The organism is Leisingera sp. (assembly GCF_982940295.1).
In genome coordinates this window covers 144,704-170,574 of record NZ_CEYXRG010000005.1, presented here as the reverse complement: position 1 = coordinate 170,574, position 25,871 = coordinate 144,704, and the positions used below count along the sequence as shown (strand labels likewise).

Below are 25,871 nucleotides of genomic sequence, written 5' to 3'. Positions count from 1 at the left end.
CGCCACAGTGCTGCCCTTTCAGCGCCGGGAATTTCCGTTAACGGGATAGCGCACCGCCGCACAGCCGGCACACTCACGGAGCAGTAAACGATGTCACAGGCAAGCGAACTCGAGCGCCAGATGCTCGACCTGATCAACGCCGAGCGCACTTCACGCGGGCTTAATCCAGTGCAGCTGGAGCTGCGTCTCAACGATTCGGCAGAAGACCACAGCGAGTGGATGCTGCAGCAGAATGTGTTCTCCCACACCGGCGCAGGCGGCTCCAGCGCGGGCGACCGGATGGAAGACGCAGGCTTTCAGTTCTCCGGCAGCTGGACCTGGGCCGAAAACATCGCCTGGCAGAGCGAGCGCGGCGCCGCCGGCCTCTCTGACGACGTCGTCGACTTGCACAACTCGCTGATGGACAGCCCCGGCCACCGCGCGAATATCCTGAACGCAAATGTCGAAGTGATCGGCATCGGCGTTGAGCAGGGCAACTTCAACGGCTGGGACGCTGTCATGGTCACCCAGAACTTCGCCAGGACCAGCGCCGGCCTGCAGCTCGACAACGGCGGTTCGGGCGGCGGATCGGACGGCGGTTCGGGCGGCAACGAAGGCGGCAGCACCGGCAATGGCGCCACCGCCGGCGATGACAGCCTGACCCTCAGCAGCGCAGGCAGCCTGGACGGGCTGGCAGGCAACGACACCCTGACCGGCAGCAGCGGCGGCGACAGCCTCAGCGGCAATGACGGCCGCGACAAGCTGCTGGGCAAAGGCGGCAGCGACGGCCTGAACGGCGGTTCGGGCAACGATGTCCTGCGCGGAAGCCGCGGTGCCGATGACCTCAACGGCGGAAGCGGCAAAGACAAGCTGTACGGCGGCAGCGGCAGCGACACCCTGGATGGCGGCAACGGCAATGACCGGCTGACCGGCAAAAGCGGCGCTGACATCTTTGTGTTCAGCAACGGCAACGATACCGTCACCGATTTCAACCCGAATGCCAGCGGCGAGCGTATCGACCTGGGCGCAGCGGACGGCATCGGCGGTTTCAGCGATCTGATGAACAACCACACCCGCCAGACCTCCAACGGCCTGCTGATCACTGACAACGACGGCGACAGCATGCTGCTCAGCGGCATCACCGCTCAGGACCTCGGCGCGGGCGACTTCCTGTTCTGATATCCCCACCGGGCAAATCTGATAAGGGCGCGCGGCCGCGCGCCCTTAAGCATGTTCAGGCCCCTCCCCCTTGGGGTCTCAAACCTCAATAGATCTTCGGCACATACAGCTCATCCGGCAGCACCTGGCGCTCATAGTCCGGATTGTACTTGCGGTCCGGCAGCTCGACCTTCTCATGCTGCACCTCCTCATAGGGGATCTTGGTCAGCAGGTGCTCGATGCAGTTCAGCCGCTCGCGCTTCTTGTCGTTGCCCTCGACAATGTACCAGGGCGCCTCAGGAATGTTGGTGCGCTTGAACATCGCCTCCTTGGCCTTGGTGTACTGCTCCCAGCGGATCCGGCTCTCCAGGTCCATCGGCGACAGTTTCCACTGCTTCATCGGGTCATGGATACGCATCATGAACCGCAGCTGCTGTTCTTCGTCGGTGATCGAGAACCAGTATTTCAGCAGGATGATACCCGACCGCACCAGCATCCGCTCGAATTCCGGAACGTCCTGAAAGAACTGCTCGACCTGGTCGTCGCTGGCAAAGCCCATCACCCGCTCGACCCCGGCGCGGTTGTACCAGGAGCGGTCAAACAGCACGATCTCGCCGCCCGCCGGCAGATGCGGCACATAGCGCTGGAAGAACCACTGGCTCTGCTCGCGCCGGTTCGGCGCCGGCAGCGCCACCACCCGCGCCACCCGCGGGTCCAGCCGCTGAGTGATCCGCTTGATCACCCCGCCCTTGCCCGCCGCATCGCGGCCTTCGAACAGGATGCAGACCTTGGCGCCGCTATGCTGCACCCAGTCCTGCACCTTGATAAGCTCCGCCTGAAGCCGCAGCAGGTTACGGAAATAGACCTGCCGGTCGAGCATCTCCGGGTGCTGCTCGCGGTAGATCTTGCGGATCTCCTGACTCAGCATCGGCTCGGAGAACTCGATCTCGATATCCTCGTCCAGCGTGTCCTGCAGCTCCGCTTCCAGCCAGTCCAGGGATGCGGTCTCATATTCGCGGGTCACGGGCAGGGTTCCTTCCTTGTCAGGTGCTGAAAAAGCCGCCTTGTACCGGCGGCATGTGAATGTTTGATGTCACCCCGCAGGGTCAGCCGCCGAAATCATGGCTGCGCCTAACGGGAAACCGCCTGACGGAGCGCCTCCGGACAGAAAACCGCGGGCCGGCAGGTTCCTTTAAGGCAACCGGAAAACCCGCCCGGGTTCAAGCGCAAAAGCCCAGGACTGCCCGCCGAGCCGGCTGGAAAGCCGGCAGCTGACCGGATTAAGTGCAAGCCATGAGCTTTCTTGTGACAACCCTGCCCCAGACCTGGCCTTGGCTGATCCTGATGGCGGCGCTGGCCGCGGGCTGGAGCGGGCAGCGCGGGCGGGCCTTTGCCCTGCTCGCTGTCTTTGCTGCGGCCGCCGTTGCTGCCGGCCACCTGACGCCGCTCGCTCTGGTGGCAATGGCAACCGGCCTGCTGTTTGCCTCATTCATCCCCCGCACCCGCGGCCCGGTCCGCTTGATCGGCCATGCGGTGCTGATCCTCTGGTCGCTGGCCCTGGGCGCGCATCTGCTTCCGGGCGTGCAGAACCTCCTGATTCTAGACAATGTGCAGTCCGGCCCCGCCAGCGCGCCCTACTCGTTGCATCTGAATCTCGACAAGCCGGTGGTATTCTTCACCCTGCTGCTGGCGTGGCCCGTCCTGCTCCGGCGCAATGATCCGGCGGGGCGCCCGGCCTTGCTGTCCGGCCTGTTTCTCCTCGCCGCGCTGCTGCCGCTGGCCCTGTTGACCGGCGCGTTGCGGCTGGAACCCGGCTTTCCGGAATGGGCGCTCCTGTGGATGGCGTCGAACCTGCTGCTCACCTGCCTGGCAGAGGAAGCCTTCTTCCGCGGCTACCTGCAGCAGGGCCTCAGCCGCCGCTTCGGGCCCGCAGCCGGCATCGCCGCGGCGAGCCTGCTGTTCGGTCTTGTCCACTTGGGAGCAGGCCCGGCAATCGCCGGTTTCGCCACGCTCCTGGGTTTGGCCTGCGGGCTGGGCTATTGGGGAAGCGGCACCTTCCGGGTCCCGGTGCTGATGCACTTCGCCTTCAACCTCACCCACCTTCTGCTGTTCACTTACCCCGCCCCGGCGTGAATTTCCGCCGCGCCGGTGCACAGGAGGTGTACAGGGGGTGCACGCATGTCACCCCCTCCTATGGCTCAAACCGGCAGCGCCGTCGTCTTGAACACGGTGCGCAGCGCAAAGCTTGACTGCATCTGCGCCACGCCCGGCAGCCGCGCCAGATGCTGGCGGTGAATGCGGGCGAAGTCCTCGGTGTTCTCCGCCACCACCTTGAGGATGTAATCCGCCGTCCCCGCCATCAGATGGCACTCCAGCACATCCGGAATCCGCGACACCGCTTTCTCGAACGCGTCCAGCACCTCATCCGCCTGGCCGGACAGGGTGATCTCCACAAAAACCGTGGTCGGCACGTTCATCTTGCGCGCATCCAACAGCGCGACATAATCACGGATATAGCCCTCCGCCTCCAGCCGCTGCACGCGGCGGTGGCAAGCCGAGGCCGACAGGTTCACCCGCTCCGACAGGTCCGCGTTGGAGATGCGCCCCTGTTTTTGCAGCACCGAGAGAATGCGACGATCTGTTTCGTCCAAAGACATTTTGCGAAGATCCTTGCTGATCTTCGCCTATATAGACGAAGATTCTTCGAAAGGCATGTTTTTATTTTGCCCAAAAAAGCAGCACCTTTTTCGATGCCTGCGGCAAAATGACCGCAGAGAGTTTTGAGGAGATACTCACATGAAAATCGGCTGCCCCACCGAGATCAAACCGCAGGAATTCCGCGTCGGCATGACCCCCGACGCCGCCCGCGAGGCCGTCATCCGCGGCCATGAGGTTGTCATTCAGCAAGGCGCCGGCATGGGCGCCGGCTTCACCGACGAGGACTATGTCTCCGCCGGAGCCGTGATCCTCGACACTGCCGAGGAAATCTTTGCCACCGCCGACATGATCGTCAAAGTGAAGGAACCCCAGGCAGTTGAGCGCAAGATGCTGCGCGAAGGCCAGCTGCTGTTCACCTACCTGCACCTGGCGCCCGATCCGGAGCAGACCAAGGACCTGCTGGAATCCGGTTGCACCGCAATCGCTTACGAGACCGTCACCGACGACCGCGGCGGCCTGCCGCTGCTGGCGCCGATGTCGGAAGTGGCTGGCCGCCTGGCCCCGCAGGTCGGCAGCTGGACACTGCAGAAGGCCAACGGCGGCCGCGGCGTGCTGATGGGCGGCGTGCCCGGCGTGGCCCCGGCCAAGGTTGTCGTGATCGGCGGCGGCGTCGTCGGCACCCACGCAGCCAAGATCGCGGCCGGCATGGGCGCGGATGTCACCATCCTCGACCGCTCGCTGACCCGCCTGAAGTACCTGGACGACGTCTTCGGCCGCACTTTCAAGAACCAGTACTCCACCGCCGGCGCAACGGCTGAGCTGGTGCGCGAGGCCGACATGGTGATCGGCGCGGTTCTGGTCCCGGGTGCCGCAGCCCCGAAACTGGTGTCCCGCGCGCAGCTGTCCGAAATGAAGCCGGGCGCGGTGCTGGTGGACGTTGCCATCGACCAGGGCGGCTGCTTCGAGACCTCCAAGGCGACCACCCACGCCGACCCGATCTATGAGGTCGACGGCATCATGCACTACTGCGTGGCCAACATGCCGGGCGCCGTGGCGCGCACCTCGACCCAGGCCTTGGGCAACGCCACCATGCCCTTCATGCTGAACCTGGCCAACAAGGGCTGGCGCCAGGCGTGCGAGGACGACCCGCACCTGCTGAACGGCCTGAACGTGCACGCAGGCCAGCTGACCTACTACGCGGTCGGCGAGGCCCTGGGCATCGACGTTCTGTCGCCGAAACTGGCGTTGAAGCAGTAAGGCCCAATAAGGCCCAAGCCATCAGGTAAAGCGAATAAAGGGAATAGCCCCGCCGGACCGGCGGGGCTTTTTCTGTTCCGGATGCAGGCACTCAGCCGTCCGAGGACCTCCAAATTCTTGACCTTACGGAAAGCCATGGGCAATCGGCACGGTTGATCCTTGAAAACGCCGCAACCCTTGGTATAGCCCCTTTTTGCCAGCACTTTTAACGACTGTAAAACTTATCAAGGGTTGAATTCATGCCGACAATGACTGTGACCGGGTCTCTGGAAACCCAGATGGCCGGGCTTGTTGCTACCTTCAACGGCGCACAGCTGAGCAACAAATACGACACTGGCACCTTCCTGCTGATCTACAATTACCCCTATTCCGTGAGCCTATACGGCGAAGATTTGCGGGTTCCCGGCTCCGGCAGCTACTTCATCACCGGCAACATCACCGAATTCAACTATGCTGAAATCTCCCTGACCCCGTCGTTCCACACCATCAAAAAACTGGTTCTGGACGGCTTCGATGTCAGCGCGGGCGGCCTTTTCGACCTGACCAGCCGCACCGCCACCACCGCCACGGGCCGGTTCGATCTCGACCGGTTTGTATCTTTCGTGCAGGGCGAAGACTGGACCATCAACGGCTCAACCGAAGACGATATCATCCGGCCCGGCCAATACTACAAACTGGCCGGTAGCGAGATTATCGAGGCAGGGCGCGGGGCGGATACCGTTTCCGCCGGAGCTGGTGCCGATTTCATTTCCGGCGGCAGCGGCAAAGATGTTCTTAAGGGCCGAAACGGCAAGGATACCATTGAGGGCGGGTCCGGTGCGGACAAGCTGCTGGGCGGAAAGGGCAACGACAGCCTGCACGGCGGCGACGGCAAAGATGTCCTGCGCGGCAACCGGGGCAAAGACACCTTGGATGGCGGCGATGGCGCTGACCTCTTTGTGTTCAAACGCGGAGACGGCGTCGACACAATCCTGAATTTCGACGCCAGCGAGGACCTGATCCAGATCAAACGCGGCGCCTCCGGCTTCTCCGATCTCACGGTCTCGCAGACGGAAGGCGGCGCCGAAGTCAGTTTCGCCAACGTCTCCATCACCCTCAGCGGTTTCGATGCAGAGGACGTTACCGCCGATTTGTTCCTGTTCTGATTACGAAAGGGAGCTGCGGCACAGCCCGCGGCTCCCGCTTACAGCCCTTTCCGTTTCACGGCACATGCCGGCCCGGTGCCTGCGGCGGCCCCAGTCCGCCCGCACAGGTTGAGGCTTTGACGCCGGAACTTTCCCCGCTGCGCCCTATTGCCACGGCTGCGCTCTTCCACGACAGTCCGGGGCAAGCAATGACAGCGCTAAGGGACAGCGGACATGGAACAGATGATGGAACAGGCAGGCGCCTATTGGCCTCTGATGGTGAATGGCGCAAAAGCGCTGGCGGTGCTGATCCTCGGCTGGATCGCCACCGGCTGGATCAGCAGTGTAGTGCGGCGGCGGATCAACAGCACGCCGCGGATCGACCCTACGCTTGGCAATTTTGCCGCCAGCGCAGTGCGCTGGGTGCTGCTCCTGGTGGTGCTGGTCGCCATCCTCAACATCTTCGGAATCGAGGCCACCAGCCTGGTCGCCATGCTGGGCGCCGCCACCCTGGCAATCGGACTGGCGCTGCAGGGCACGCTCAGCGACCTGGCCGCGGGCTTTATGCTGATCCTGTTCCGCCCCTACAAGATCGGCCAGTATGTCGACATCGGCGGCACCTCTGGCACGGTGAAGGACCTGAACCTGTTCGTGACCGAGCTGGCCACACCGGACAACGTGCAGATCATCGTGCCCAACGGCCAGGCCTGGGGCGCGATTATCACCAACTTCTCGCATCACCCCACCCGCCGCGCCGACCTGGTGTTCGGCATCGACTACGCCGACAGCGCCGAAGAGGCCAAGGCGATCATCCTGGAGCAGGCAAATGCCGATGCGCGGGTGCTGCAGGACCCTGCTCCCTGGGTGCGGGTCACCAACCTTGGCGACAGCTCTGTCGACCTGACCGCGCGGGTCTGGTGCAACGCCGAGGATTACTGGGAGCTGAAGTTCGCCCTGATGCAAGGGGTGAAGGAAGCATTTGACGCCAAGGGCATCTCAATCCCCTACCCGCATACGGTGGAAGTCAAAAGGGAAGGCTGAGGCACTCCCGCCCGTCTTCGGCCCCTGCGGGCCTCATCCCGTTGGGCCCGGCGCCCCGCCTGCGGCGGGGCGTTTTGCGTTGCGGCCGCGGCTGGCTCAGCGTGCCCGCGCAGCCTGGGCGGCACAGGCCGCAGCCTGGCGGGCGCGCACCGCACGGGCCCGCTCCAGCACCCTGTCCTGCGGCTCCTCGGGCGGCCAGCCGCAGACGACGGAGCTGCCGTCAAGATCGGTAAAGGCCCATTGCGCGGCCAGCAGCTGGTAGCTTTTCACCTCCCAGCCGGAGGCATCGGGTTCAAACCGCAGGCGCCAGGCGCCGCGCACCTGTACCGGCAGCCGCAGCCGCCGGATCTGCAGCATTGCCTCGTGCCCGGTCTCCGCCGATCGCACCCCCTGTGCGCGCAGCCTCTTCATCCGCTCCACCAGCGGTGCCGCTTCACGCATCCGGCGCCCGGCAAAGATCACCTCTATCTCGGTATCCGGCCTGACGATCCCCTTCACCACCAGATCGCGCCGGTTATTGCGGCTGAACACCGGCACCAGTTCCACCGGCACATCGCGCACTTCGCGCTTGAACAGGCCCGCGTCCTCGATCTGCGGGGTGATTTGGGAATGAGGTCTGCGACGGTTCTTCATGGCAATTCCCGGCACTGCCCGCAAAAGCGGACAGCTGCCTTGTCAGCTGTTTCGTGTCTTCACCCCAGCCTAGGCCGCCGCGCTTAACGAAGCGTTGAACGATCACAAAAATGCAAGACAGGCACGAAATCTCGGCGCAGAGGGGCGGGCTATGCCACCGCCGCGCGCGCCCAACGCTGCGATGCGCTCCCCCTGGAAGCGCCTTCAGGGGCGGGAGTCCCAGCTCACTTCCGGGATACTGGCCGTTTCATGACCAGCGTTGGATTACCCTTGTACAGCGCTTCGCCTGCGGGCTCATACCCCAGCTTGCGCGCCACCTTCTGCGACACCGCATGAGAGGGATCAAAGATACAGGCAGTTTCCGCCCAGTCCGTCGACTCCGCCGCCCATTGGTGAATGCGGTGCACCGCCTCAGTCGCCAGGCCCTTGCCATGCACCTCGGGCGCCAGCACCCAGCCCGCTTCCGGAACACCATCCAGCGGCGGCTGCATCTCCCGCCGGTAGTCGGCAAAGCCCGCTTCGCCGATGAATTTGCCACCGCCGCGCAGGGTCACCGCCCAATAGCCATAGCCCAGCGCCTGCCAGTGACCGATGTAGCGCAACAGCCGCGTCCAGCTTTCCGAAGGCGTCGAGGGCTTGCCGGAGATGAACTGCACCACTTCCGGCTCTGCCCACAGCGCCGCGACGTCGGCAAAATCCTGCACCCGATGCGGGCGCAGGACCAGCCGGCCCGTCTCCAGAACCGGAGGAATCATCCAGGCAGCTTGCCGGTCAGCACATAGCGCAGGATCTCGACCACCTGGCGCGGCTCCTCTGCCACTGCCAGTGCCGCCGCGTGCACCTCTTTCAGCGCGTGCTGATGCTCCGGCGGGCTCAGCACGATCACCGATTTGCCAAGTGCTGCGGCATAGCCTGCGTCGAACGCCGCATTCCACTGCTTATACTTGTCGCCAAAGCGAACAACGACCACATCGGCGTCCGAGATCCCCTTGCGGTTGCGGATCGCATTCACCATCGCGCCCTTGTGGTCATGCCAGTACTTGTTCTCCTCAGACCCGAGGATGGCCACGCCGCAATCGTCGCTGGCGTCGTGGTCGGTGACCGGCGCGTTGAAACTCACCTCCAGCCCCTGCGCGCCGTCAATGATCTGTGCCCGCCAATCGGTGTGAATCTCGCCCGAGAGATAAACGTTCAATGCCACGTCTTGTCCTTTCCTGCGCCAGCCTGCGGGGCCGCGGCCAGGGCGGCCGTGACCTCGTCATCGCTGGTTTGCGTAAAATCCCTGTAATGCGCGCCGACCGCCCAGAATTCCCTGGGGCTCAGCAGGCAGATCACAGTATCAACCAGCGGGCGCAGTTCGTCCACCGCTTCCGGGGGCGCCACCGGCACCGCCAGAATCACCTCAGCAGGCTTACGCTCCTTGAGCCAGAAATGCGCCGCCATGAAGGTCGCGCCGGTGGCGATGCCATCATCGACAACGATGACGGTCCGCCCCTCCACGTCCACCGGATCGCGCCCTTGCAAATAGCTGGCGCGGCGGGCGGCGTTTTCTTCCCGTGCCTGGGCAACCTGGGACGCAAAGTCCTCCGGCTTCATGCCGGTGGCCTGAAGCAGGGCACCGTTGAATATGGGGTTGCTGCCCTCCGCCAGCGCACCCGCGGCCAGCTCCGGGTTGGAGGGCATGCCGATCTTGCGGATCAGAATCAGGTCCAGCGGGGCGTTCAGTTTCTGCGCAATGGGCAGCGCGACAGGAACCCCGCCCCGCGGCAGCGCCAGCACCACGGGGTCCGTCATCGGCAGTTCAGCCAGTTTCCCGGCCAGCTGAAGCCCGGCAGAAATCCGGTCCTCGAACATAGGGGCCTCCACCCGGTAACCTAGCGCGCCGGGGCGAAAGGCAAAGCCTCAGCTGCGCCGCGCCACCAGATAGCGCCCGGGGGTATCCGCCGGGTAATTGCCGGTTTCGACGATGTCAAAGCCTGCGCGCTGCACCGCAGCCTCCAGTGTGCGGATATCCATGAAATCCACATAGCTGGGCGCCTTGCCCGCCAGCCGCATCAACGGGATGGCCACAGTGTACATCCAGTATTTCCAGGATCCCCGCGCCTCGCCCAGGCAGGGCGTCTTGGAGATGAACAGCCCGCCCTCGGGCAGCCTGGCCGCGATCGCGTCCAGCGCCGCCTCCAGATCCGGCAGCAGATGCAGCAGGTTGAAGGCCATCACCGCATCAAACGGCCCCTCCGGCGCGTCCAGCACGCCGCAGCACTGGAAGTCGACATTGGAAGCTGCCGCGTTCCAGGCCCGCTCCTGCCCGACCTTCAGCATCCCCTCCGACAGGTCGGTGGCGGTGATCTGGGCCGCATTGCACGCCAATGCGATGGCGGTGGTCCCGGTGCCGCAGCCCAGCTCCAGCACCCTGTCGCTGTCTCGCAGGTAAGACCGGGTGCGCTCCAGCGTGTAGCGGTAGGCGTCCATGTCCCGGATCGGGGACTCGGCGTATTTCGGGGCAATCCTGTCCCAGAAGCGGGCATCGGCTGTCATGGCGGGTCTCCTTGCTTGCATAAAGCCTATCCATGCAGGAACCACAGATAAATTGCCGAAATCCGCAGGGCTGTTATACGTATTCGCATGGAAAACCCCGACTGGAACCATATCCGCGCCTTTCTGGCCACCGCGGAAACCGGCTCGCTATCAGCCGCCGCCCGCCGTCTGGGCCTGACCCAGCCGACACTGTCACGCCAGGTCGCGGCACTGGAGGCGGAGCTGGGCGTGTTGCTGTTTGAACGCCTCGGCCGCGCCTTGGCGCTGACTGACGCGGGGCACGAACTGCTGATCCACAGCCGCAAGATGGGCGAGGCCGCAAATGGACTGCGCCTGGCCGCCACCGGCCAGGCGCAGTCCATCGAGGGCACAGTGCGGATCACCGCATCTGATGTGATGTCGGCGCATGTGCTGCCGCCGGTATTGCACCAACTTCGGCAGCGGGCGCCGCGGCTGACCATCGACGTGGTGGCCGCCAATGACATCCGCGACCTGATGCGGCGCGAGGCCGATATCGCCATCCGCCACGTCCGCCCCGAGCAGCCCGAGCTGATCTCCCGCCTGGTGCAGGAGGCCACCGCCCATTTCTACGCCGCCCCCAGCTATCTGGAGCGCCGCGGGCGGCCCGTCTCGCCTGCGGATCTGGCGGATCATGACTTCGTGGGCTTTGCGGACGTTGACCGGTCCATCGCGTTCATGGCGCCGCTGGGCATTCACCTGACAGCGGACAACTTCCGCATCAGATCCACCAGCGGCCTGGCATCCTGGGAGCTGGTCAAACAGGGCTTCGGCGTATGCCCGATGATGGACGATGTGGCTTCCGTCACACCGGGGGTGGAGCGGCTGCTGCCAGGGATGGAGCCGATCACCTTCCCGGTCTGGCTGACCACCCACCGCGAGCTGCACACCAGCCGCCGCATCCGGCTGGTGTTTGACCTTCTGGCAGAGTTCTTCGCCGCCAGGTGACACGGAAAAGGCAGCGCCCGTCAGGTGCGCCGCCTAAAAGTTCTTCTGAAAACTTTTGCCAAGACTTTTCGGAAAAGTCTTGGTCCACGCGTTACCCCCGCAGGGTGCCGCCGGTTGCCTTGGTGACTTTGGCGATGATCTTCTCGCTCACCGCCTCGATGTCCTTTTCCTTCAGCGTCTTATCGCTGGGCTGCAGCCGCACGGTGATCGCCAGCGACTTCTTGCCCTCGCCCAGGGAACCGCCGATGAACTCGTCAAAGACGCGCACATCCTCGATCAGCGCCTTGTCGGCACCGGCGGCGGCATTGACCAGGGTCAGCGCCTCGACATCCGCATCAACGACAAAGGCAAAGTCCCGCTCCACCGCCTGCAGATCGCTGATTGCCAGCGCCGGGCGGGTGGCACTGGACTTGCGCGGCAGCGGCACCTCATCCGGGAAGATGGTGAAGGCCACGGCAGCGCCCTTGATGCCCATCTGCTTCAGAACCTTCGGGTGCAGCTCGCCAAAGACGCCGAGGGTCTTTTTCGGACCCAGGCAAATGCGGCCATGGCGGCCCGGGTGCCACCAGCTGGCGCCGCCGCGCAGGATCTGCACCTTGGCAGGCGCGCCGATGGCAGCCAGCACTGCCTCGGCATCCGCCTTGGCGTCATAGAGGTCCACCGCGCGCGAGGCGCCATGCACGTCCTTGGGCCCGGTGCGGCCCACCAGCAGCCCCGCGATCTGGGTCACCTGCTCGCCCGGCTCGCCGCCGGTGAAGGCAGGGCCTGCCTCGAACAGCGCCAGATCCATGAAACCGCGTGCCTGGTTGCGGGCCGCGGCCTGCAGCAGGCCCGCCAGAAGGTCCGGACGCATGTGCGACATCTCCGACGAGATCGGGTTGGCCAGCATGGTGGCATCATCACCGCCGCCGAACAGCGCGGCAGAGGCTTTGTCGATGAAGCTGTAGCTGACGACTTCATTATAGCCGAGGCTGGCGCAGGTGCGGCGCGCCATCTGCTGGCGGCGCTGCTGCGGCGTCATCACCGGCTTCGGGATGCCGTCGGTCAGGCGCGGCAGCGGCTTGCCCTGCAGCTTGGTCAGCGAGGCGATGCGGGCAACCTCCTCGACCAGGTCGGCCTCACCCTGCACATCAGGGCGCCAGCTGGGCACATGCGCCATGTTGCCCTCCAGGCGGAAGCCAAGGCGGGTCAGGGTTTGGCGCTGATCGCTTTCCGGGATCTCCATCCCCACAAGCGACTGCACCCGGCCGCTGTCCAGTTTGTAGGCGCGCGAGTGATCCGGCACGTCGCCCGCAATCACCACCTCCGACGGCTCGCCGCCGCAGATATCCAGGATCATCTGGGTTGCCCGGTGCAGCCCCTCGATGGTGTATTCCGGATCCACGCCGCGCTCAAAGCGGTAGCGCGCGTCCGAGTTGATCTTGAGCGCCCGGCCCGCCATGGCGATCTGCACGTGATCCCAGAAGGCGCTCTCCAGGAACACATCCACGGTTTCCTCGGTACAGCCGGTTTCCTCGCCGCCCATGATGCCGCCGATGCTCTCCACACCCTTTTCGTCGGAGATCACCATGTGGCCCGCGCCCAGGGTGTATTCCTTCTCATCCAGCGCCACCAGCGTCTCGCCGCCCTGGGCCCGGTGCACCCGCAGGTTACCGGAAACCTTGGCCGCATCGAACACATGCAGCGGGCGGTTCTGGTCGAAGGTGAAGAAGTTGGTCACATCCACCAGCGCCGAGATCGGGCGCAGGCCGATCGCCGTCAGCCGGTCCTGCAGCCATTGCGGGCTGGGGCCGTTTTTCACACCTTTGATCAGGCGGCCGGCAAACAGCGGGCAGCCGTCGAGGGTGTCCTCGTCGATGGTGACCTTGATCGGGCTTGCGAAGTCGCCCGGGATCGCCTCAAACGCACGGGTCTTCAGGGTGCCCAGGCCGCGCGCCGCCAGATCGCGGGCGATGCCATAAACGCCCAGCGCATCGGGGCGGTTCGGGGTGATCGCGATCTCGATGACCGGGTCGACCTTGGCCGGATCGTTTTCCGCCAGCCAGTCCACGAACTTGTCACCGACATTGCCCGAGGGCAGCTCAATGATGCCGTCATGCTCTTCCGACAGCTCCAGCTCGCGCTCGGAGGCCATCATGCCAAAGCTTTCGACACCGCGGATCTTGCCAACGCCGATGGTGATGTCGAGGCCCGGGATATACATGCCCGGTTTGCACACCACCACGGTGATGCCCTCGCGCGCGTTCGGCGCGCCGCAGATGATCTGCATCTCGCCTTCATCGGTGTCCACCTTGCAGACCCGCAGCTTGTCGGCATCCGGGTGCTTTTCGGCGTGTTTCACATAGCCAAGGGTGAAGTCCTTCAGCGCGTCCGCCGGATTGACGACCCCTTCGACCTCAAGGCCCAGGTCGGTCAGAGCATCAGTAATCTCTTCCACCGAAGCATCGGTGTCGAGGTGGTCTTTCAGCCAGGAAAGCGTGAATTTCATCGGTCGGGGACCCCTTGGCAGACATGCGTGTTGGCCACAGGCAATGGCAAAGATTGCGCCAAGGTTCAAGGGTCGGGGCGCCCTGCCCTCAAGGATAGCTGGGAGTGAGGTTCAAAAGCTCATCCAATTGCCGCCCGATCCAGCCGTGCGGGATGAAATGGCCGCCGGGATGGGTGTCCAGGACCACCCGTCCGCCGGCGCAGCCCGGCCAGACCGTGCGCTCAAGCTTCAGGAATTCCACCACCTGCCACTGCCCCAATGCGCGCGCCGCGCCGCAGCCAAGCCGCGACCGCCACAGCGCCACCGGATAGGTCCGTTCGCCGCCAGGGCCATAGGGGAAGTCCATCACCGTGTCCTTCAACCCATGCACGTGGCGCACCTCGCGCGGGGCCTCGGGGCAGTTCTCGCTCTGCTGAATGGTGCCCGCCACCGCCAGCAGCGCCGCCACATCATTACCGCTGTGGCAGACAAAGCGCCATGCCATGGCCGAGCCATAGGAGTAGCCGGAAACGTATATACGTTTAGGATCAACGGGATAGTTCTCAGCGACGTCTTTCAGAACCGCATCGGCAAAATCCACGTCCTCCGTTTCCGGCGACCAGAAATCCCAGGTCTTGCGGCGTCCGTTCGGCGTCACCAGCAAGACGCCGCGGCGCTTGGCCGAGGCCCCGACCCGGTCACTTCTCTGCGCATGGCGCCCGGTGCGGGACCAGCCATGGAAATGCAGTAGCACCGGCAGGGGCGTAACCCCGTCCCAGCCCTCCGGCTCCATCACATGATAGGAGCGGTCGCCCAGTTCGCAGGGAGTCTCGCCATGGCAACCAGCAGGCTTCGATGGCCCCATGGCGGCAGCAGCAGAGACCCAAAGGAAGGCGGCGGAAAGGGAAAGAACAGCTCGGAACATCTGTCCGAGCCTAGCCGCTGGGCGGCGGCTGTCACGTCACAAAATTGTGGGACCGGGTGCCGAGCCGCGCCAATGACTGAACTTGCAAGGCAGCGCCCGCCCCAGGGCCGCCGTCGGGGCGGAAGACAAAATGTCTAGCGTTTGAAGCCTTTGAGCAGACTTTGCGTCTTGCGCAATTGTGCTGTGGCGGCCCGCATCTCGCGCGCCTGTTTCCTTCTCGAACGCCGATCCAAGTTAAAGAACAGACTGGCCGGGGCACCCCCCAAGAGTACAACCGGCAAAGAAATCTCAGCAGGCGCGAGAGAAATCAATAAAACGGCCACCATAAAAAACAACAGCCCCGCCAGATTAATTTTCCAGCGGGGCGTGGTTTCAGAAATCGCATTACACCAGTTCACATAGCGCGACAGGTATACGCCAATAAGGTACACTTACCGGCTCAAACCGCCATGCAGCGCCGGCATATCCAGGCTCTGGAAGCCGTAGTGGCGCAGCCAGCGCAGGTCGCTGTCGAAGAAGGCGCGCAGGTCCGGAATGCCGTATTTCAGCATCGCCAGGCGGTCGATGCCGATGCCGAAGGCAAAGCCCTGATAGATCTCCGGGTCGATGCCGCCCGCGGCAATCACCTTGGGATGCACCATGCCGGAGCCCAGGATCTCCATCCAGTCGTCGCCCTCGCCGATCTTCAGCGCGCCGCCCTCCCAGGAACAGCGGATGTCCACTTCGGCAGACGGCTCGGTGAAGGGGAAGTGCGAGGCGCGGAAGCGCAGCTCGACGTCGTCCACCTCGAAGAAGGACTTCACGAATTCCTCCAGCACCCACTTGAGGTTCGCCATCGAGATGTCCTTGTCCAGCGCTAGGCCTTCGACCTGGTGGAACATCGGCGTGTGGGTCTGGTCATAGTCGGCGCGGTAGACGCCGCCCGGGCAGATGATGCGCAGCGGCGCGCCCATCTTCTCCATCGAGCGGATCTGCACGGGCGAAGTATGGGTGCGCAGCACATGCGGCGGGCGGTTGTCGCCCTCGGCGCGGTGCATATAGAACGTGTCCATTTCAGCGCGTGCCGGGTGGTGGCCGGGGATATTCAGCGCATCGAAGTTGTACCAGTCGGTGTCGATCCGCGGACCCTCAGCGACCGAGAAGCCGAGTTCGGCAAAGATCGCGGTGATCTCTTCCTGCACCTGGCTGATCGGATGCAGGCTGCCCTGGCGCGCGGGGCGCGACGGCAGGGTCACGTCCAGCCACTCGGTGCGCAGGCGCTCATCCAGCGCGGCATCTTCCAGACCCGCCTTCTTGGCTGCCAGGGCCGAGTTGATCTCATCCTTCAGCGCGTTCAGCGCCGGGCCGGCCACCTGGCGCTCTTCCGGGGTCATTTTGCCCAGCTCGCGCATTTTCAGCGCCACTTCGCCCTTCTTGCCGACGGCGGCAAGGCGGATCGCTTCCAGTGCGGCCTCGTCGGCGGCCTCAGCAATCTGACCCAGGTATTTGGCTTTAAGATCGTCCATCACGGCCCCTCGAATTCTGCTTGTGCCCTGCTACCACAAGGGCCGCCGAAAGCAAGAGGGCGGCGGTGGAAGCCGCGAGGGTGTGTCACCGCTACGCGTTGCGCCGGTGCCCGGGCCTGAAATCACGCCCGTTTTGTGGTACTCTTCGCGCAGATCATTTCAGCGGGTCGGGAGGACAGAACCATGGCACATGTGGATTGGTATATCGAAGGCCGCAGCTTCGGGAACTGCAACTGCAACTACGGCTGCCCCTGCCAGTTTGAGGATCTGCCCACGCACGGCAACTGCACCGGCTTCGAGGTGCTCCATATCGACAAAGGGCATTTCGGCGAAACCGACCTGACCGGCACCCGCGCCGCCCTGCTCTATGCATGGCCTGGCCCGATCTTCGAGGGCAAGGGCGCGCTGCAGGCGATCATCGACGACCGCGCCTCTGACGCCCAGCGCGCGGCGCTGGAAACCGTGCTCCTGGGCGGCGAGACGGATGAGGAAGCCACCCACTGGTGGGTGTTCCGCGCCATGTGCGACACAGTGCATGAGACACTGGTCAAAAGGATCGACTACGAGGCCGACATCGAAAACCGCACCGCCAAGCTGGACATCGAAGGGCTGGTCACCTCCACCGGCCGCCCGATTCAGGCCCCGCATGGCGGCGGCGCGCACCGGGTCCGCATAGATATCCCCGGCGGCATCGAGTTCACCCTGGCCGAGATCGGCAGCGCCTCCACCAAATCCAATGCGGCGATCAAGCTGGACTTAAATGACAGTTATGGCCAATGGGCCATCATCCGGCACGGCCCGCACGGGATTGCGGCCTGATCGGCCTTAGCCCAGCAGCATCCAGGCGCCCATGCCCGCCATCATCAGGTTCTCGGTGAGAGAGACAAAGCCCAGCGGCACCTCGCTGCTGCCGCCCATGCAGGCACATTTCAGCTCCCGCTTGTCGATATAGACCGCCTTGAACACCGACACTGCACCCACAGTGCCGATCACCAGTGCCAGCGGCGCGGCCAGCCAGATCAGAACGCCCGCCAGCATGAGGAGGCCCGCCAGTCCTTCGGCAAAAGGATAGACATAGGCATAAGGAACAAACCGGCGGGCCAGCAGGTCATAGTTCAGGAACATGCTGGAGAAGCTTTCAACATCGCGAAGCTTTTGCAGCGCTAGCAGGCACATCGAAATGGCGACGAACCACATCAGCGTCCGCCCCATGCCAAGCGCACCGAAGGCGGCCCACTGCGCCGCCAGCGCAATCCCCAGCGCCATGGCAAACAACGCGATTACCGGCACATAGGTGGTTTCCCCCTTCGCGCGCACAGGTATTCCGAAATGGGCACGCAGATCCTCATAGCCGCCAATCCGCTCGCCGCCGATGTAGGTCTGCGGCGTGGTTTCAACCCCCGCCTGCTCCCGGAAGCTGTCAACCTCCGCGCGGGTAGTCAGCCGGTGATCCTCCACCTCATGCCCCTTCCAGCGCAGCAGGGCCCTGGACTTGAGCCCGTAGGGGCACAGGTGGTCCGGCATGTCCATCCGGTAGAGCTTGGCGGTCCTGCCTTCTGACTTTGTATGCGCGGTGTCTGCGGCGGTCATCGCCTCCTCCTGTGCCGGTGCCGGATCAATAGCTTAACGAGCCCGCGCCATTGAAAGTTCCGGCCTGAGCGGGGCAGCGCGGCCCGCCGCCCCGCTCAGGCCGCGCGCCACCGGCGTAGCCGATCTTGCCAATCGGAATTAACCGCTTGCCAGCCCGCCGTTTTCATGCGCACGTTGACCGGCAGCTTGCGAAAATGGATGTGACACCATGCCTACGCATTTGGACCGCACAACCCTGACCTGGAAGATCACACCTGACCTGCTCGGTGTCATCGACTCCTCCGGCATTTTTACAGACACCAATCCGGCCTGGTTCAAGACTCTGGGCCTGCTGCCCGAGGAAATCGAAAGCCGTCAGTTTTTTCACTTTCTGCATCCCGACGATATGTCCCGGACAGAAGCGGCATTTGAACTGGTCAAGCAAGGCAATCCGGTTCTGCAGTTCGAGAACCGCTACCGCCACAAGGACGGCTCTTACCGCTGGCTGTCCTGGAATGCGGTGCCGGAAGGGGACCGGTTCGTCTGCAGCGCCCGCGACGTCACCAAGGCCAAGGAAAACGAGGCCCACCTCGCCACCCGCGAGCAGGAAGCCCGCTTCCGCGAGCAGTTCATTGCGGTGCTGGGCCACGACCTGCGCAACCCGCTGACCGCGATCGGCGCCGTGCTTAGGCTTCTTGGGAACGAGCCGCAATCCGCCAAGGCGCTGGAGCTTCTGGCGAACGGCCGGCAGTCGGTCACCCGAATGTCATCGCTGATCAACGACATTCTCGATTTTGCCCGCGCCCGCCTGGGTAATGGCATCGAAATGAACCGCAGCCGGAAAATTGAGCTGCGGCCGGTTCTAAGTCAGACGGTGGAGGAGATCCGGCTGGCAAACCCGGACACCGCGCTGCGCGAAGAGTACAGTTTCGAGGATCCGATCGGCTGCGATCCGGAACGCATCGCCCAGCTGGTTTCGAACCTGCTTTCCAATGCTGTGACGCACGGCACCCCCGGCAAACCGGTGACGGTGACCGCCGGCGACGACGGCGGCGACTTCACCCTGTCCATCGCCAATGCGGGCGAGCCGATCCCGCCGGATACCATAGAGCTGCTGTTCGAACCCTTCACCCGTGCCGAAACACGGGAGTCGCAGAACGGGCTGGGGCTGGGGTTGTTCATCGCTCAGCAAATCGCCAAGGGCCACGACGGCCTGCTGTCGGTGCAGTCGGACGAGCAGCAGACCGTGTTTACCCTGCGGATTCCGCGCCAGAGCTGAAGACAGACGGCCTCAAGCCGGGAACAGCAGCACGGCGGTGAAACCCGGACCGTCGGTTACCAGCTCCAGCTCGCCCTCCAATTCCATCCGTGCGACATCGGCAATCCTCACACCCAGCCCCGGCGCCGCTTCGCCGGAGTCTCCGGGCAAGCCAACGCCATCGTCCGAGCACACCAGCCGTAAGCTGCCCCCGCCGGCCTGCTCCAGCCTGATGGAGACATTGCCGTGACGGTTTCCCGGGAAGGCGTGCTTGAAGGAGTTGGCAATGAATTCGTTCACAAAGGTACCCACCGCCACCGCATGAGTGGGGCTGACCTCCTGGGCGCAGGCTTCAAGCCGCAGCTCCACGCCCGGCGGCGCCAGGCCCGCCGTGTGGCCGCAAACCAGATCAAGAAAACCTTTGAGGCAGATGCTGCGGCCCTCCGGCTGCTGGTACAGCAATTCATGAACACGGCTCATGGCATCGACCCGTGCCATGATGCCTTCCAGCGCGGACTTGGCCTCAGGCTGCTCGTATTTGCGCTGCTGGAGGCGCGCGAAGGCGGACAGCGACGCAAGCGAGTTCTTGACCCGGTGGTCCGCCTCCTTGCGCAGAACGGCCTCAGCGCGCAGCGACTTTCGCAATTCGAGCTGCGCCATAACCTGGTGTGCCAGCACCTTCAGCGAGCGGCGCTGAAGGCTGGTCAGCTCCTTCGGCTCGTAGTCCAGCACACACAACGTGCCCAGGGGCAGCCCGTTGCCGGTCTTCAGCAGCGCGCCGGCATAGAAGCGCAGGCCCGGTTCGGCAAGACACAGCGGGTTGTCGCACATCCTGGGATCATTCAGGGTATCCCTGATTTCGACAAAATCCTCCTCCAGGATTACATGCGAACACAGCGAGGTTTCCAGCGGGGTCTCGCGGACACCCAGCCCGGTCTCGGCCTTGAACCACTGCCGGTCTGCGTCAATCAGGTTCACCACGGAAATGGCAGTGCCGCACAGTTCCGCGGCGAGATCCGCGATGTCGTCGAAATCCTTTTCCCGTTCCGTGCCCAGAACGTTGAAGGATTACAAAGCGCGAAGGCGGTCTTCCTGTTGCGGGTGCGGGCTCGCTCTCATTTCAGGCCTCCAGCCAGGTCAGCAGCCTGTCGACTATTGGCCGGCGGGGCGCCGATAGCAACCAGCGAACCGCGGAGGCGGCAACCGGGCGCGAAAAAAGGCCGCTCCAGCTGGAGCGGCCTTTCAGCGAATTCAGGTCCGTCCGGAGCCTTAGGCTGCCAGCGCGTCCTGTGCCTGGCGCACGATCGCACCGAAGGCTTCGGGCTCGTGCACTGCCAGGTCGGCCAGAACCTTACGGTCCACTTCGATGCCGGCCAGGGTCAGGCCGTTGATGAAGCGGGAGTAGGTCAGCGCTTCGTCGTGCGAACGCACAGCCGCGTTGATCCGCTGGATCCACAGCGCGCGGAAGTTGCGCTTGCGGTTCTTACGGTCGCGGGTTGCGTACTGGTTCGCCTTATCGACGGCCTGACGGGCAACCTTGAAGGTGTTCTTGCGGCGGCCGTAGTAACCTTTGGCTGCCTTGATAACCTTCTTGTGACGGGCGTGAGTCGTGGTACCACCTTTTACGCGGGACATCTCTCAAATCTCCTCTTAGCGGTCGTAGGGCATGAAGCCCTTGACGATCTTTGCGTCCGGTGCGGACAGGGTGGTGGTGCCGCGGGCATCACGGATGAATTTCTTGGTGCGTTTGATCATGCCGTGGCGCTTGCCGGCCTGACCTGCGATGACCTTGCCGGTGGCGGTCACCTTGAAGCGCTTCTTGGCGCTCGATTTCGTCTTCATCTTGGGCATTTCCGTCTCCTTCAATGCAGGTTCGCTAGACGCGCGACTCGGCATGCCTCGACGGCCGGCCGCGCGGAACAGAGCTGCCCTTTAAGCAAACCTCACCCTGGGGGCAAGCGGATTCTATGGATTAAGCGCACAGGACCCTGCAAAAAACGCATCTGCCCCATCATTCCCCGCATATCAGCCGGGTTTCGCCGCCACAGCACAGGCGGCCGGCGGACGCCGCCCGCTGAGCGCGGCAGGACCGGGGTGCCACGTCCCGGCGATCCGCGGCCCCGCACTCCGCGCAAGTCCGGTTTCCATGCGGCCTCAGCTCACGCAAGGGCCTGCCGGCAGCGGCGCGGCAGGCCCGTAGCCAAGGACCGGTTACTCCGGGTCGGTACTGTAGATCAACCGCTCGTCACAAGGGGCGATGCGCAGGATGTTGGTGGTGCCCGGCACATTGAACGGCACACCGGCGGTGACCACGATCTGGTCGCTTTCGCCCGCATAACCGCCCGCGCGCGCCGCGCGCGCCGCATTCACCACCGCGCCCTTGAAGCGGTCCAGCTCCGGCGTCATCACGCATTTGCACCCCCAGCTCAGGCACAGCCGCCGCGCCGTGGCGCTGACCGGGGTCATCGCGATGATCGGCACGCCGGGGCGCTCGCGCGCGGTTAGCAGCGCGGTTGTGCCCGATTGGGTGAAACAGCAGATCGCCTTGATCTCGGTCTTCTCGGCAATCTCACGCGCCGCGGCCACGATGCCGTCGGCCACGGTGGTGCCCTTGGCAGAGCGCGAGGCGGCGATGATCTGGGTATAGGTCGGGTCCGCCTCAACCTCGATGGCCACCTTGTCCATCGTCTGCACGGCCTGGACCGGATACTGGCCGGCCGCGCTCTCTGCGCTCAGCATGATCGCATCGGTGCCTTCATAGATGGCGGTGGCCACGTCAGACACCTCGGCGCGGGTCGGCATCGGGCTTTCGATCATGCTTTCCAGCATCTGGGTTGCCACGATCACCGGCTTGGCCGCGGCCCGGCACTTGCGCACCAGCCGCTTCTGGATCGGCGGCACCGCCGCCACCGGCAGCTCCACCCCCAGGTCGCCGCGCGCCACCATGATACCGTCGGAAGCGTCCAGGATCGCCTCGAAATCCTCCACCGCCTGCGGTTTCTCGATCTTCGACAGCACCGCCGCACGGCCATCGGCCAGCGACCGCGCCTCATAGACATCCTTGGCCCGCTGCACGAAAGACAGCGCCAGCCAGTCAACGCCCAAAGAACAGACAAACTCCAGATCCGCGCGGTCCTTTTCCGACAGCGCCGCCAGCGGCAGCACCACGTCCGGCACGTTCACCCCCTTGCGGTTCGAAATCGTGCCGCCGGTTTCCACCGTGCAATCGGCAAAATCCGGGCCGCAGGCGTCCACCACCAGGCGGATCTTGCCGTCATTGACCAGAAGATGCGCGCCCGGCTCCAGCGCCTGAAAGATTTCCGGATGCGGCAGGCACACGCGGTTCGCGTCGCCCTCCGCCTCATCCAGGTCGAGGCGGAACTTGGCGCCCTCCTCCAGCTCTTCGGCGCCATTGGCAAAGACGCCGACACGCAGTTTCGGCCCCTGCAGGTCCGCCAGGATCGCAATCGGGCTGTCCAGATCCTTTTCCACTTGGCGGATAATCTTATGCTTCTCGGCAATCTCCGGGTGGCTGCCGTGCGACATGTTCAGCCGGAACACATCGGCGCCGGCCTCATGCAGCGCGCGGATGGTGTCATAGGTCTCCGAAGCCGGCCCCAGGGTGGCGACAATCTTAACATTGCGCGAGCGTTTCATAGGGGTCTACTCCTCCGGACCTGAAATATGTTATCGCAAACAGCGTTGAGCTGCTTATCCCCTAATTCCCATTTTCCCGCAACTCCCCTAAACAGCCGTCAACAAAAGATGACAGGTCCATGACATATACACCCTATTTTGTGCACGGCGCCGACCGCCCCGCCCGCTGGCTGATCACCTGCGATCATGCGACCAATGTTGTTCCCCCCTTTGCCGGCGGCGGCGACCTGGGCCTCCCGCGCGAGGACATGGAGCGCCACATCGCCTATGACGTCGGCGCCTATGAGGTGTCGAAACTGCTGGGCGAAATGCTGGACGCGCCGGTGGTGGCGTCAAACTTCTCCCGCCTGGTGATCGACCCCAACCGCGGCGAGGATGACCCGACACTTCTGATGAAGCTCTACGACGGCACCATCATCCCCGCCAACCGCCACGCAGGCGAGGCCGAGCTGAAAGAACGGCTGGAGAACTGCTACCGCCCCTATCACCGGGCGCTGGCGCGGCTGGCGGAACGCCCCGGAACGGTGATCGTGTCCATGCACAGCTTCACCCGCCAGCTGCGCGGCCGCCCGCCGCGGCCCTGGGAGATCGGCATCCTGTTCCCGCAGGGCGAGCGGTTTTCGCCCTTTGTCGTCGATGAGCTGAACCGCGAGGACGGCCTGTGCGTCGGCGTCAACGAACCCTATACCGGCTATCTGCCCGGCGATGCGATCGAGACCCACGCCACCCATGCAGGCCGCCCCAACACGCTGGTCGAGCTGAGGAACGACCTGATTGCCGAACACAAGGGCCAGCACGCCTGGGCCGAACGCCTGGCCCGAATCCTGCCCAAGGCACTGGAAGCCTCCGGTCTCTAACCCGGAATTCGACGCGAATTCCGGCCAGGAAAACGGCTCCCCGCGTTGCAGAACCGGCGGCGCACACCCATATCTGTAACGGGAACGCGGGATTTTCCGGGAAAGGAGCCGCCATGAGCCAGGACACCCTCTCTGCCTTTTTCGGCTGGCTGTCCGTGCTGCACATCGGCCTGTTCACCCTCTCCGCCATCCTGCTGATGCTGATGCACGATTGGGTGGCCAGTCTGCACGCCCGTATGTTCGGTCTGGCGCCTGCCGATGTCAGCCTGACTGCCTACCGCTGGCTCGGCACCTACAAGATCGTGATCTTCGCCACCGCGCTGGGACCCTGGATCGCTTTGCAGCTGATCTGACCCTGCCGCGCCTTGCCATTGCCCGCCCCTGCCCCGGCTGCTAGGCCTGCGGGGACACCAGAAAACTCCGGAGCCACCGCCATGGACAAGCAAACCGAGATCGAAATCCAGGCCGCCGCCTTCCGCCGCCTGCAGAAGCACCTGATGGAAGACCGCACCGATGTGCAGAACATCGACCTCATGAACATGGCGGGCTTCTGCCGCAACTGCCTGGCCCGCTGGTATCAGGAGGCCGCCAACGAGCGCGGCATCGGGATGGATAAAAACGAGGCCCGCGAGATCTACTACGGCATGACCATGGATGAATGGAAAGCCAACTATCAGACCGAGGCCAGCGCCGAAAAACAGGCGGCCTTTGAGGTCGCGTTCAAGGAAAACGTCACCGACAAGCAGTGACAATGCCGCAGCGGCGCTGCCCCGCTGACGGTTGAAAATGGGGCGCTGCCCCTCTTGGCCTTGCGGCCAATTCACCCCGGAGTATTTGCCCAAAGGTGAAAAAGCCGGGCTGGCCGCAGCCTCAATCTCTTAGCCGCAAGGCGGCGCGTGCGGGGTCAACCGGCGCGCCCTGCGCATCAACAAGGGCGACCTGCAACGGTGCGCCGGTCTCCCGGTCCGCAACCCCGACCGGCGCGGCGCCGCCGGTGACATGCGCCTCGCCCCATTGCGCCAGCGCCAGAAATGTCAGCGCCAGCCCGCGGCCCGCTTCCGTCAGCACATAGGCCTGGCGCACCCGGTCGCCCGCCTCCTGATAGGGCTGTTTCTTTAGGATCCCCTGCGCCACCAGCCTGTTCAGCCGGTCGGTCAGGGTAGAGCGCGGCGCCTTCAGGTCTTCGCGCATATCGTCATAGCGGCATACCCCGTAGAACGCCTCCCGCAGGATCAGCAGCGTCCAGCGGTCGCCCAGGACTTCTGCGGCCAGCGCCATCGGGCAGAGGTCCTTGGGTACCAGGGCGCGGCGGCGGACAGCGGGCAGGGTTTCACGGGAATCAGATGCTGGGTTTGACATACGGACCCAGATAGGGAATTTTTATCTGAGTTCAAAATCAAGACTCAGATTCGCAGACAGGAAGAACGCCCAATGACCCAACACCCAATGGACCAGGATGACGCGCTCGAAGACTTCAAGCCGCGCCGGATCACGCTCAACGGTGCGGAGAAACCCGTGCATGTGTCCGGCCAGGGCCCCGCAGTGATCGTGATGGCAGAGATGCCAGGGATCAGCCCGCATGTGGCCCGCTTTGCCCGCTGGGTGCGTGATGCAGGTTTCACCGTTTACATGCCTTCGCTGTTCGGCCGTGACGGTGCCGTGGCGACAGCGGAAGACGGCGCGGAGGTGTTCCGCCGCGCCTGCGTCAGCGCCGAGTTCCGCGCCTTTGCGGGCAATGGCGCCAGCCCTGTCACCCAATGGCTCCGAGCGCTGGCGCGGCTGGCGCATGAGGAATGCGGCGGCCCCGGCACCGGTGCCATCGGCATGTGCTTCACCGGGAACTTTGCCCTGTCGATGATGCTGGAACCGGCGATGCTGGCACCGGTGCTGGCGCAGCCCTCGCTGCCGCTGGACGACCCCGCTGGACTGGAGAGCCCCCCCGATGAGCTAGCGGCGGTGCGCCAACGGCTGGAGCGCGAGGACCTTACGGTGCTGGCCTACCGGTTCGAGGGCGATACCTTTTGCCAGGCCCAGCGCTTTGCGGCCTATACCGAGGCGCTGGAGGACCGGTTCGACGCCCGCACCCTGCCGGACAGCGCCGCCGCCACCGAGGTTCCGCCCTTCTTTGCCAAACATGTCCGTACCCCGCATAGCGTGGTGACGGCCCATCTGGTGGATGAGGCAGGCCAGCCGACCCTGCAGGCGCGGGACGGCATTCTGGAGTTCTTCAGACAACGATTGACGGAGCAGGGCTGATCACGCAGCCGGCGGGGCATCTC

General features: G+C 64.3%; 29 protein-coding genes. 12 read left to right on the top strand and 17 right to left on the bottom strand.

Annotation, left to right across the window (positions count from 1 at the left end):
* The first annotated feature begins 90 nt into the window (after nt 1–90).
* Nucleotides 91–1,158, top strand: coding sequence for a CAP domain-containing protein (locus AC4HIX_RS06830; protein WP_475049879.1), 1,068 nt, complete (start codon nt 91–93; stop codon nt 1,156–1,158).
* Between the two features lie 85 nt (nt 1,159–1,243).
* Here AC4HIX_RS06830 and ppk2 read toward each other — a convergent pair whose 3' ends face one another.
* Entirely contained in the window at nt 1,244–2,161 is a 918-nt protein-coding gene (gene ppk2 / locus AC4HIX_RS06825; protein WP_421053206.1) for a polyphosphate kinase 2, read from the bottom strand.
* 269 nt (nt 2,162–2,430) lie between these two features.
* Between ppk2 and AC4HIX_RS06820 the strand changes: the two genes are divergently transcribed.
* The gene (locus tag AC4HIX_RS06820) at nt 2,431–3,270 is read left to right on the top strand and encodes a CPBP family intramembrane glutamic endopeptidase (RefSeq protein ID WP_490398411.1); all 840 of its coding nucleotides are present in this window, start codon (nt 2,431–2,433) and stop codon (nt 3,268–3,270) included.
* Between the two features lie 65 nt (nt 3,271–3,335).
* Here AC4HIX_RS06820 and AC4HIX_RS06815 read toward each other — a convergent pair whose 3' ends face one another.
* Nucleotides 3,336–3,794, bottom strand: coding sequence for an Lrp/AsnC family transcriptional regulator (locus AC4HIX_RS06815; RefSeq protein WP_475049874.1), 459 nt, complete (start codon nt 3,792–3,794; stop codon nt 3,336–3,338).
* A 139-nt stretch (nt 3,795–3,933) separates the two neighbouring features.
* Here AC4HIX_RS06815 and ald point away from each other — a divergent pair, with 139 nt between their 5' ends.
* The 3 genes from ald to AC4HIX_RS06800 all read left to right on the top strand — a co-directional run bounded on the left by ald (nt 3,934) and on the right by AC4HIX_RS06800 (nt 7,217).
* Nucleotides 3,934–5,052: an alanine dehydrogenase gene (gene ald / locus AC4HIX_RS06810; protein WP_475049872.1), complete on the top strand. Its 1,119-nt coding sequence runs from the start codon at nt 3,934–3,936 to the stop codon at nt 5,050–5,052.
* Nucleotides 5,053–5,291: 239 nt separating this feature from the next.
* On the top strand, nt 5,292–6,197 hold the full coding sequence (locus AC4HIX_RS06805; RefSeq protein ID WP_490398410.1) for a calcium-binding protein: 906 nt from the start codon (nt 5,292–5,294) through the stop codon (nt 6,195–6,197).
* 213 nt (nt 6,198–6,410) lie between these two features.
* Nucleotides 6,411–7,217 carry a mechanosensitive ion channel family protein gene (locus AC4HIX_RS06800; protein WP_490398409.1) on the top strand — a complete coding sequence of 269 codons (807 nt, stop codon included), beginning with the start codon at nt 6,411–6,413 and terminating at the stop codon, nt 7,215–7,217.
* A 96-nt stretch (nt 7,218–7,313) separates the two neighbouring features.
* On the opposite strand, the gene AC4HIX_RS06795 is transcribed toward AC4HIX_RS06800, so the two are convergent.
* From AC4HIX_RS06795 to AC4HIX_RS06775, 5 genes are all read right to left on the bottom strand, one after another.
* On the bottom strand, nt 7,314–7,850 hold the full coding sequence (locus AC4HIX_RS06795; protein ID WP_490398408.1) for a hypothetical protein: 537 nt from the start codon (nt 7,848–7,850) through the stop codon (nt 7,314–7,316).
* A 224-nt stretch (nt 7,851–8,074) separates the two neighbouring features.
* Entirely contained in the window at nt 8,075–8,605 is a 531-nt protein-coding gene (locus AC4HIX_RS06790; RefSeq protein ID WP_490398407.1) for a GNAT family N-acetyltransferase, read from the bottom strand.
* The gene (locus tag AC4HIX_RS06785) at nt 8,602–9,051 is read right to left on the bottom strand and encodes a YtoQ family protein (RefSeq protein WP_490398406.1); all 450 of its coding nucleotides are present in this window, start codon (nt 9,049–9,051) and stop codon (nt 8,602–8,604) included. Before AC4HIX_RS06785 ends, AC4HIX_RS06790 begins: the two co-directional genes overlap by 4 nt.
* Entirely contained in the window at nt 9,042–9,704 is a 663-nt protein-coding gene (locus AC4HIX_RS06780; RefSeq protein ID WP_475049861.1) for a phosphoribosyltransferase, read from the bottom strand. The genes AC4HIX_RS06785 and AC4HIX_RS06780 overlap by 10 nt, the downstream gene beginning before the upstream one ends.
* Nucleotides 9,705–9,752: 48 nt before the next feature.
* The gene (locus AC4HIX_RS06775) at nt 9,753–10,388 is read right to left on the bottom strand and encodes a class I SAM-dependent methyltransferase (RefSeq protein WP_490398405.1); all 636 of its coding nucleotides are present in this window, start codon (nt 10,386–10,388) and stop codon (nt 9,753–9,755) included.
* Nucleotides 10,389–10,475: 87 nt separating this feature from the next.
* Between AC4HIX_RS06775 and AC4HIX_RS06770 the strand changes: the two genes are divergently transcribed.
* Nucleotides 10,476–11,354, top strand: a complete 879-nt coding sequence (locus AC4HIX_RS06770) for a LysR family transcriptional regulator (RefSeq protein WP_490398404.1) — start codon at nt 10,476–10,478, stop codon at nt 11,352–11,354.
* A 91-nt stretch (nt 11,355–11,445) separates the two neighbouring features.
* Here the strand turns inward: AC4HIX_RS06770 and pheT are convergent, their stop codons facing one another.
* The 4 genes from pheT to pheS all read right to left on the bottom strand — a co-directional run bounded on the left by pheT (nt 11,446) and on the right by pheS (nt 16,251).
* Entirely contained in the window at nt 11,446–13,842 is a 2,397-nt protein-coding gene (gene pheT / locus AC4HIX_RS06765) for a phenylalanine--tRNA ligase subunit beta (protein WP_490398403.1), read from the bottom strand.
* Nucleotides 13,843–13,930: 88 nt separating this feature from the next.
* Complete coding sequence (locus tag AC4HIX_RS06760) at nt 13,931–14,746, bottom strand: CE1 family esterase (RefSeq protein ID WP_490398402.1); 816 nt, start codon at nt 14,744–14,746, stop codon at nt 13,931–13,933.
* Nucleotides 14,747–14,880: 134 nt separating this feature from the next.
* The gene (locus AC4HIX_RS06755; protein ID WP_490398401.1) at nt 14,881–15,177 is read right to left on the bottom strand and encodes a hypothetical protein; all 297 of its coding nucleotides are present in this window, start codon (nt 15,175–15,177) and stop codon (nt 14,881–14,883) included.
* Entirely contained in the window at nt 15,178–16,251 is a 1,074-nt protein-coding gene (gene pheS, locus AC4HIX_RS06750) for a phenylalanine--tRNA ligase subunit alpha (RefSeq protein ID WP_259958341.1), read from the bottom strand.
* Nucleotides 16,252–16,434: 183 nt separating this feature from the next.
* Between pheS and AC4HIX_RS06745 the strand changes: the two genes are divergently transcribed.
* Entirely contained in the window at nt 16,435–17,070 is a 636-nt protein-coding gene (locus AC4HIX_RS06745) for a DUF1326 domain-containing protein (protein ID WP_490398400.1), read from the top strand.
* 6 nt (nt 17,071–17,076) lie between these two features.
* On the opposite strand, the gene AC4HIX_RS06740 is transcribed toward AC4HIX_RS06745, so the two are convergent.
* Entirely contained in the window at nt 17,077–17,841 is a 765-nt protein-coding gene (locus AC4HIX_RS06740; RefSeq protein ID WP_490398399.1) for a MauE/DoxX family redox-associated membrane protein, read from the bottom strand.
* Between the two features lie 208 nt (nt 17,842–18,049).
* On the opposite strand from AC4HIX_RS06740, the gene AC4HIX_RS06735 reads away from it, so the two are divergent.
* Complete coding sequence (locus tag AC4HIX_RS06735; RefSeq protein ID WP_490398398.1) at nt 18,050–19,099, top strand: PAS domain-containing sensor histidine kinase; 1,050 nt, start codon at nt 18,050–18,052, stop codon at nt 19,097–19,099.
* A gap of 12 nt (nt 19,100–19,111) precedes the next feature.
* On the opposite strand, the gene AC4HIX_RS06730 is transcribed toward AC4HIX_RS06735, so the two are convergent.
* The 4 genes from AC4HIX_RS06730 to pyk form a co-directional block, all read right to left on the bottom strand.
* Nucleotides 19,112–20,134, bottom strand: a complete 1,023-nt coding sequence (locus AC4HIX_RS06730; protein ID WP_490398471.1) for a histidine kinase dimerization/phosphoacceptor domain -containing protein — start codon at nt 20,132–20,134, stop codon at nt 19,112–19,114.
* A gap of 213 nt (nt 20,135–20,347) precedes the next feature.
* On the bottom strand, nt 20,348–20,713 hold the full coding sequence (gene rplT / locus AC4HIX_RS06725) for a 50S ribosomal protein L20 (RefSeq protein WP_008557989.1): 366 nt from the start codon (nt 20,711–20,713) through the stop codon (nt 20,348–20,350).
* 15 nt (nt 20,714–20,728) lie between these two features.
* Nucleotides 20,729–20,929 (bottom strand): 50S ribosomal protein L35, encoded by a 201-nt coding sequence (rpmI, locus tag AC4HIX_RS06720; protein WP_475049837.1) that lies wholly within the window; start codon nt 20,927–20,929, stop codon nt 20,729–20,731.
* 360 nt (nt 20,930–21,289) lie between these two features.
* Nucleotides 21,290–22,735 (bottom strand): pyruvate kinase, encoded by a 1,446-nt coding sequence (gene pyk, locus AC4HIX_RS06715; protein ID WP_490398397.1) that lies wholly within the window; start codon nt 22,733–22,735, stop codon nt 21,290–21,292.
* A 119-nt stretch (nt 22,736–22,854) separates the two neighbouring features.
* On the opposite strand from pyk, the gene AC4HIX_RS06710 reads away from it, so the two are divergent.
* From AC4HIX_RS06710 to AC4HIX_RS06700, 3 genes are all read left to right on the top strand, one after another.
* A complete protein-coding gene (locus AC4HIX_RS06710) occupies nt 22,855–23,592 on the top strand; it encodes an N-formylglutamate amidohydrolase (protein ID WP_490398396.1) in 738 nt (245 codons plus the stop codon).
* Nucleotides 23,593–23,705: 113 nt separating this feature from the next.
* A complete protein-coding gene (locus AC4HIX_RS06705) occupies nt 23,706–23,945 on the top strand; it encodes a DUF6868 family protein (RefSeq protein ID WP_490398395.1) in 240 nt (79 codons plus the stop codon).
* 81 nt (nt 23,946–24,026) lie between these two features.
* Nucleotides 24,027–24,341, top strand: a complete 315-nt coding sequence (locus AC4HIX_RS06700; RefSeq protein ID WP_475049830.1) for a DUF1244 domain-containing protein — start codon at nt 24,027–24,029, stop codon at nt 24,339–24,341.
* Nucleotides 24,342–24,462: 121 nt separating this feature from the next.
* Here the strand turns inward: AC4HIX_RS06700 and AC4HIX_RS06695 are convergent, their stop codons facing one another.
* Nucleotides 24,463–24,870 (bottom strand): winged helix-turn-helix transcriptional regulator, encoded by a 408-nt coding sequence (locus AC4HIX_RS06695; RefSeq protein WP_475049829.1) that lies wholly within the window; start codon nt 24,868–24,870, stop codon nt 24,463–24,465.
* Between the two features lie 153 nt (nt 24,871–25,023).
* Here AC4HIX_RS06695 and AC4HIX_RS06690 point away from each other — a divergent pair, with 153 nt between their 5' ends.
* Nucleotides 25,024–25,848: a dienelactone hydrolase family protein gene (locus AC4HIX_RS06690; RefSeq protein ID WP_490398394.1), complete on the top strand. Its 825-nt coding sequence runs from the start codon at nt 25,024–25,026 to the stop codon at nt 25,846–25,848.
* The last annotated feature ends 23 nt before the right edge of the window (nt 25,849–25,871 follow it).

What these genes read in the sequence shown, in the direction of transcription:
- AC4HIX_RS06830 (WP_475049879.1), top strand. Translation starts at nt 91, where the DNA reads ATGTCACAGGCAAGCGAACTCGAGCGCCAGATGCTCGACCTGATCAAC.
- AC4HIX_RS06820 (WP_490398411.1), top strand. Translation starts at nt 2,431, where the DNA reads ATGAGCTTTCTTGTGACAACCCTGCCCCAGACCTGGCCTTGGCTGATC.
- AC4HIX_RS06815 (WP_475049874.1), bottom strand. Translation starts at nt 3,794, where the DNA reads ATGTCTTTGGACGAAACAGATCGTCGCATTCTCTCGGTGCTGCAAAAA.
- ald (WP_475049872.1), top strand. Translation starts at nt 3,934, where the DNA reads ATGAAAATCGGCTGCCCCACCGAGATCAAACCGCAGGAATTCCGCGTC.
- AC4HIX_RS06805 (WP_490398410.1), top strand. Translation starts at nt 5,292, where the DNA reads ATGCCGACAATGACTGTGACCGGGTCTCTGGAAACCCAGATGGCCGGG.
- AC4HIX_RS06800 (WP_490398409.1), top strand. Translation starts at nt 6,411, where the DNA reads ATGGAACAGATGATGGAACAGGCAGGCGCCTATTGGCCTCTGATGGTG.
- AC4HIX_RS06795 (WP_490398408.1), bottom strand. Translation starts at nt 7,850, where the DNA reads ATGAAGAACCGTCGCAGACCTCATTCCCAAATCACCCCGCAGATCGAG.
- AC4HIX_RS06790 (WP_490398407.1), bottom strand. Translation starts at nt 8,605, where the DNA reads ATGATTCCTCCGGTTCTGGAGACGGGCCGGCTGGTCCTGCGCCCGCAT.
- AC4HIX_RS06780 (WP_475049861.1), bottom strand. Translation starts at nt 9,704, where the DNA reads ATGTTCGAGGACCGGATTTCTGCCGGGCTTCAGCTGGCCGGGAAACTG.
- AC4HIX_RS06775 (WP_490398405.1), bottom strand. Translation starts at nt 10,388, where the DNA reads ATGACAGCCGATGCCCGCTTCTGGGACAGGATTGCCCCGAAATACGCC.
- AC4HIX_RS06770 (WP_490398404.1), top strand. Translation starts at nt 10,476, where the DNA reads ATGGAAAACCCCGACTGGAACCATATCCGCGCCTTTCTGGCCACCGCG.
- pheT (WP_490398403.1), bottom strand. Translation starts at nt 13,842, where the DNA reads ATGAAATTCACGCTTTCCTGGCTGAAAGACCACCTCGACACCGATGCT.
- AC4HIX_RS06760 (WP_490398402.1), bottom strand. Translation starts at nt 14,746, where the DNA reads ATGTTCCGAGCTGTTCTTTCCCTTTCCGCCGCCTTCCTTTGGGTCTCT.
- pheS (WP_259958341.1), bottom strand. Translation starts at nt 16,251, where the DNA reads ATGGACGATCTTAAAGCCAAATACCTGGGTCAGATTGCTGAGGCCGCC.
- AC4HIX_RS06745 (WP_490398400.1), top strand. Translation starts at nt 16,435, where the DNA reads ATGGCACATGTGGATTGGTATATCGAAGGCCGCAGCTTCGGGAACTGC.
- AC4HIX_RS06740 (WP_490398399.1), bottom strand. Translation starts at nt 17,841, where the DNA reads ATGACCGCCGCAGACACCGCGCATACAAAGTCAGAAGGCAGGACCGCC.
- AC4HIX_RS06735 (WP_490398398.1), top strand. Translation starts at nt 18,050, where the DNA reads ATGCCTACGCATTTGGACCGCACAACCCTGACCTGGAAGATCACACCT.
- rplT (WP_008557989.1), bottom strand. Translation starts at nt 20,713, where the DNA reads ATGTCCCGCGTAAAAGGTGGTACCACGACTCACGCCCGTCACAAGAAG.
- rpmI (WP_475049837.1), bottom strand. Translation starts at nt 20,929, where the DNA reads ATGCCCAAGATGAAGACGAAATCGAGCGCCAAGAAGCGCTTCAAGGTG.
- pyk (WP_490398397.1), bottom strand. Translation starts at nt 22,735, where the DNA reads ATGAAACGCTCGCGCAATGTTAAGATTGTCGCCACCCTGGGGCCGGCT.
- AC4HIX_RS06710 (WP_490398396.1), top strand. Translation starts at nt 22,855, where the DNA reads ATGACATATACACCCTATTTTGTGCACGGCGCCGACCGCCCCGCCCGC.
- AC4HIX_RS06705 (WP_490398395.1), top strand. Translation starts at nt 23,706, where the DNA reads ATGAGCCAGGACACCCTCTCTGCCTTTTTCGGCTGGCTGTCCGTGCTG.
- AC4HIX_RS06700 (WP_475049830.1), top strand. Translation starts at nt 24,027, where the DNA reads ATGGACAAGCAAACCGAGATCGAAATCCAGGCCGCCGCCTTCCGCCGC.
- AC4HIX_RS06695 (WP_475049829.1), bottom strand. Translation starts at nt 24,870, where the DNA reads ATGGCGCTGGCCGCAGAAGTCCTGGGCGACCGCTGGACGCTGCTGATC.
- AC4HIX_RS06690 (WP_490398394.1), top strand. Translation starts at nt 25,024, where the DNA reads ATGACCCAACACCCAATGGACCAGGATGACGCGCTCGAAGACTTCAAG.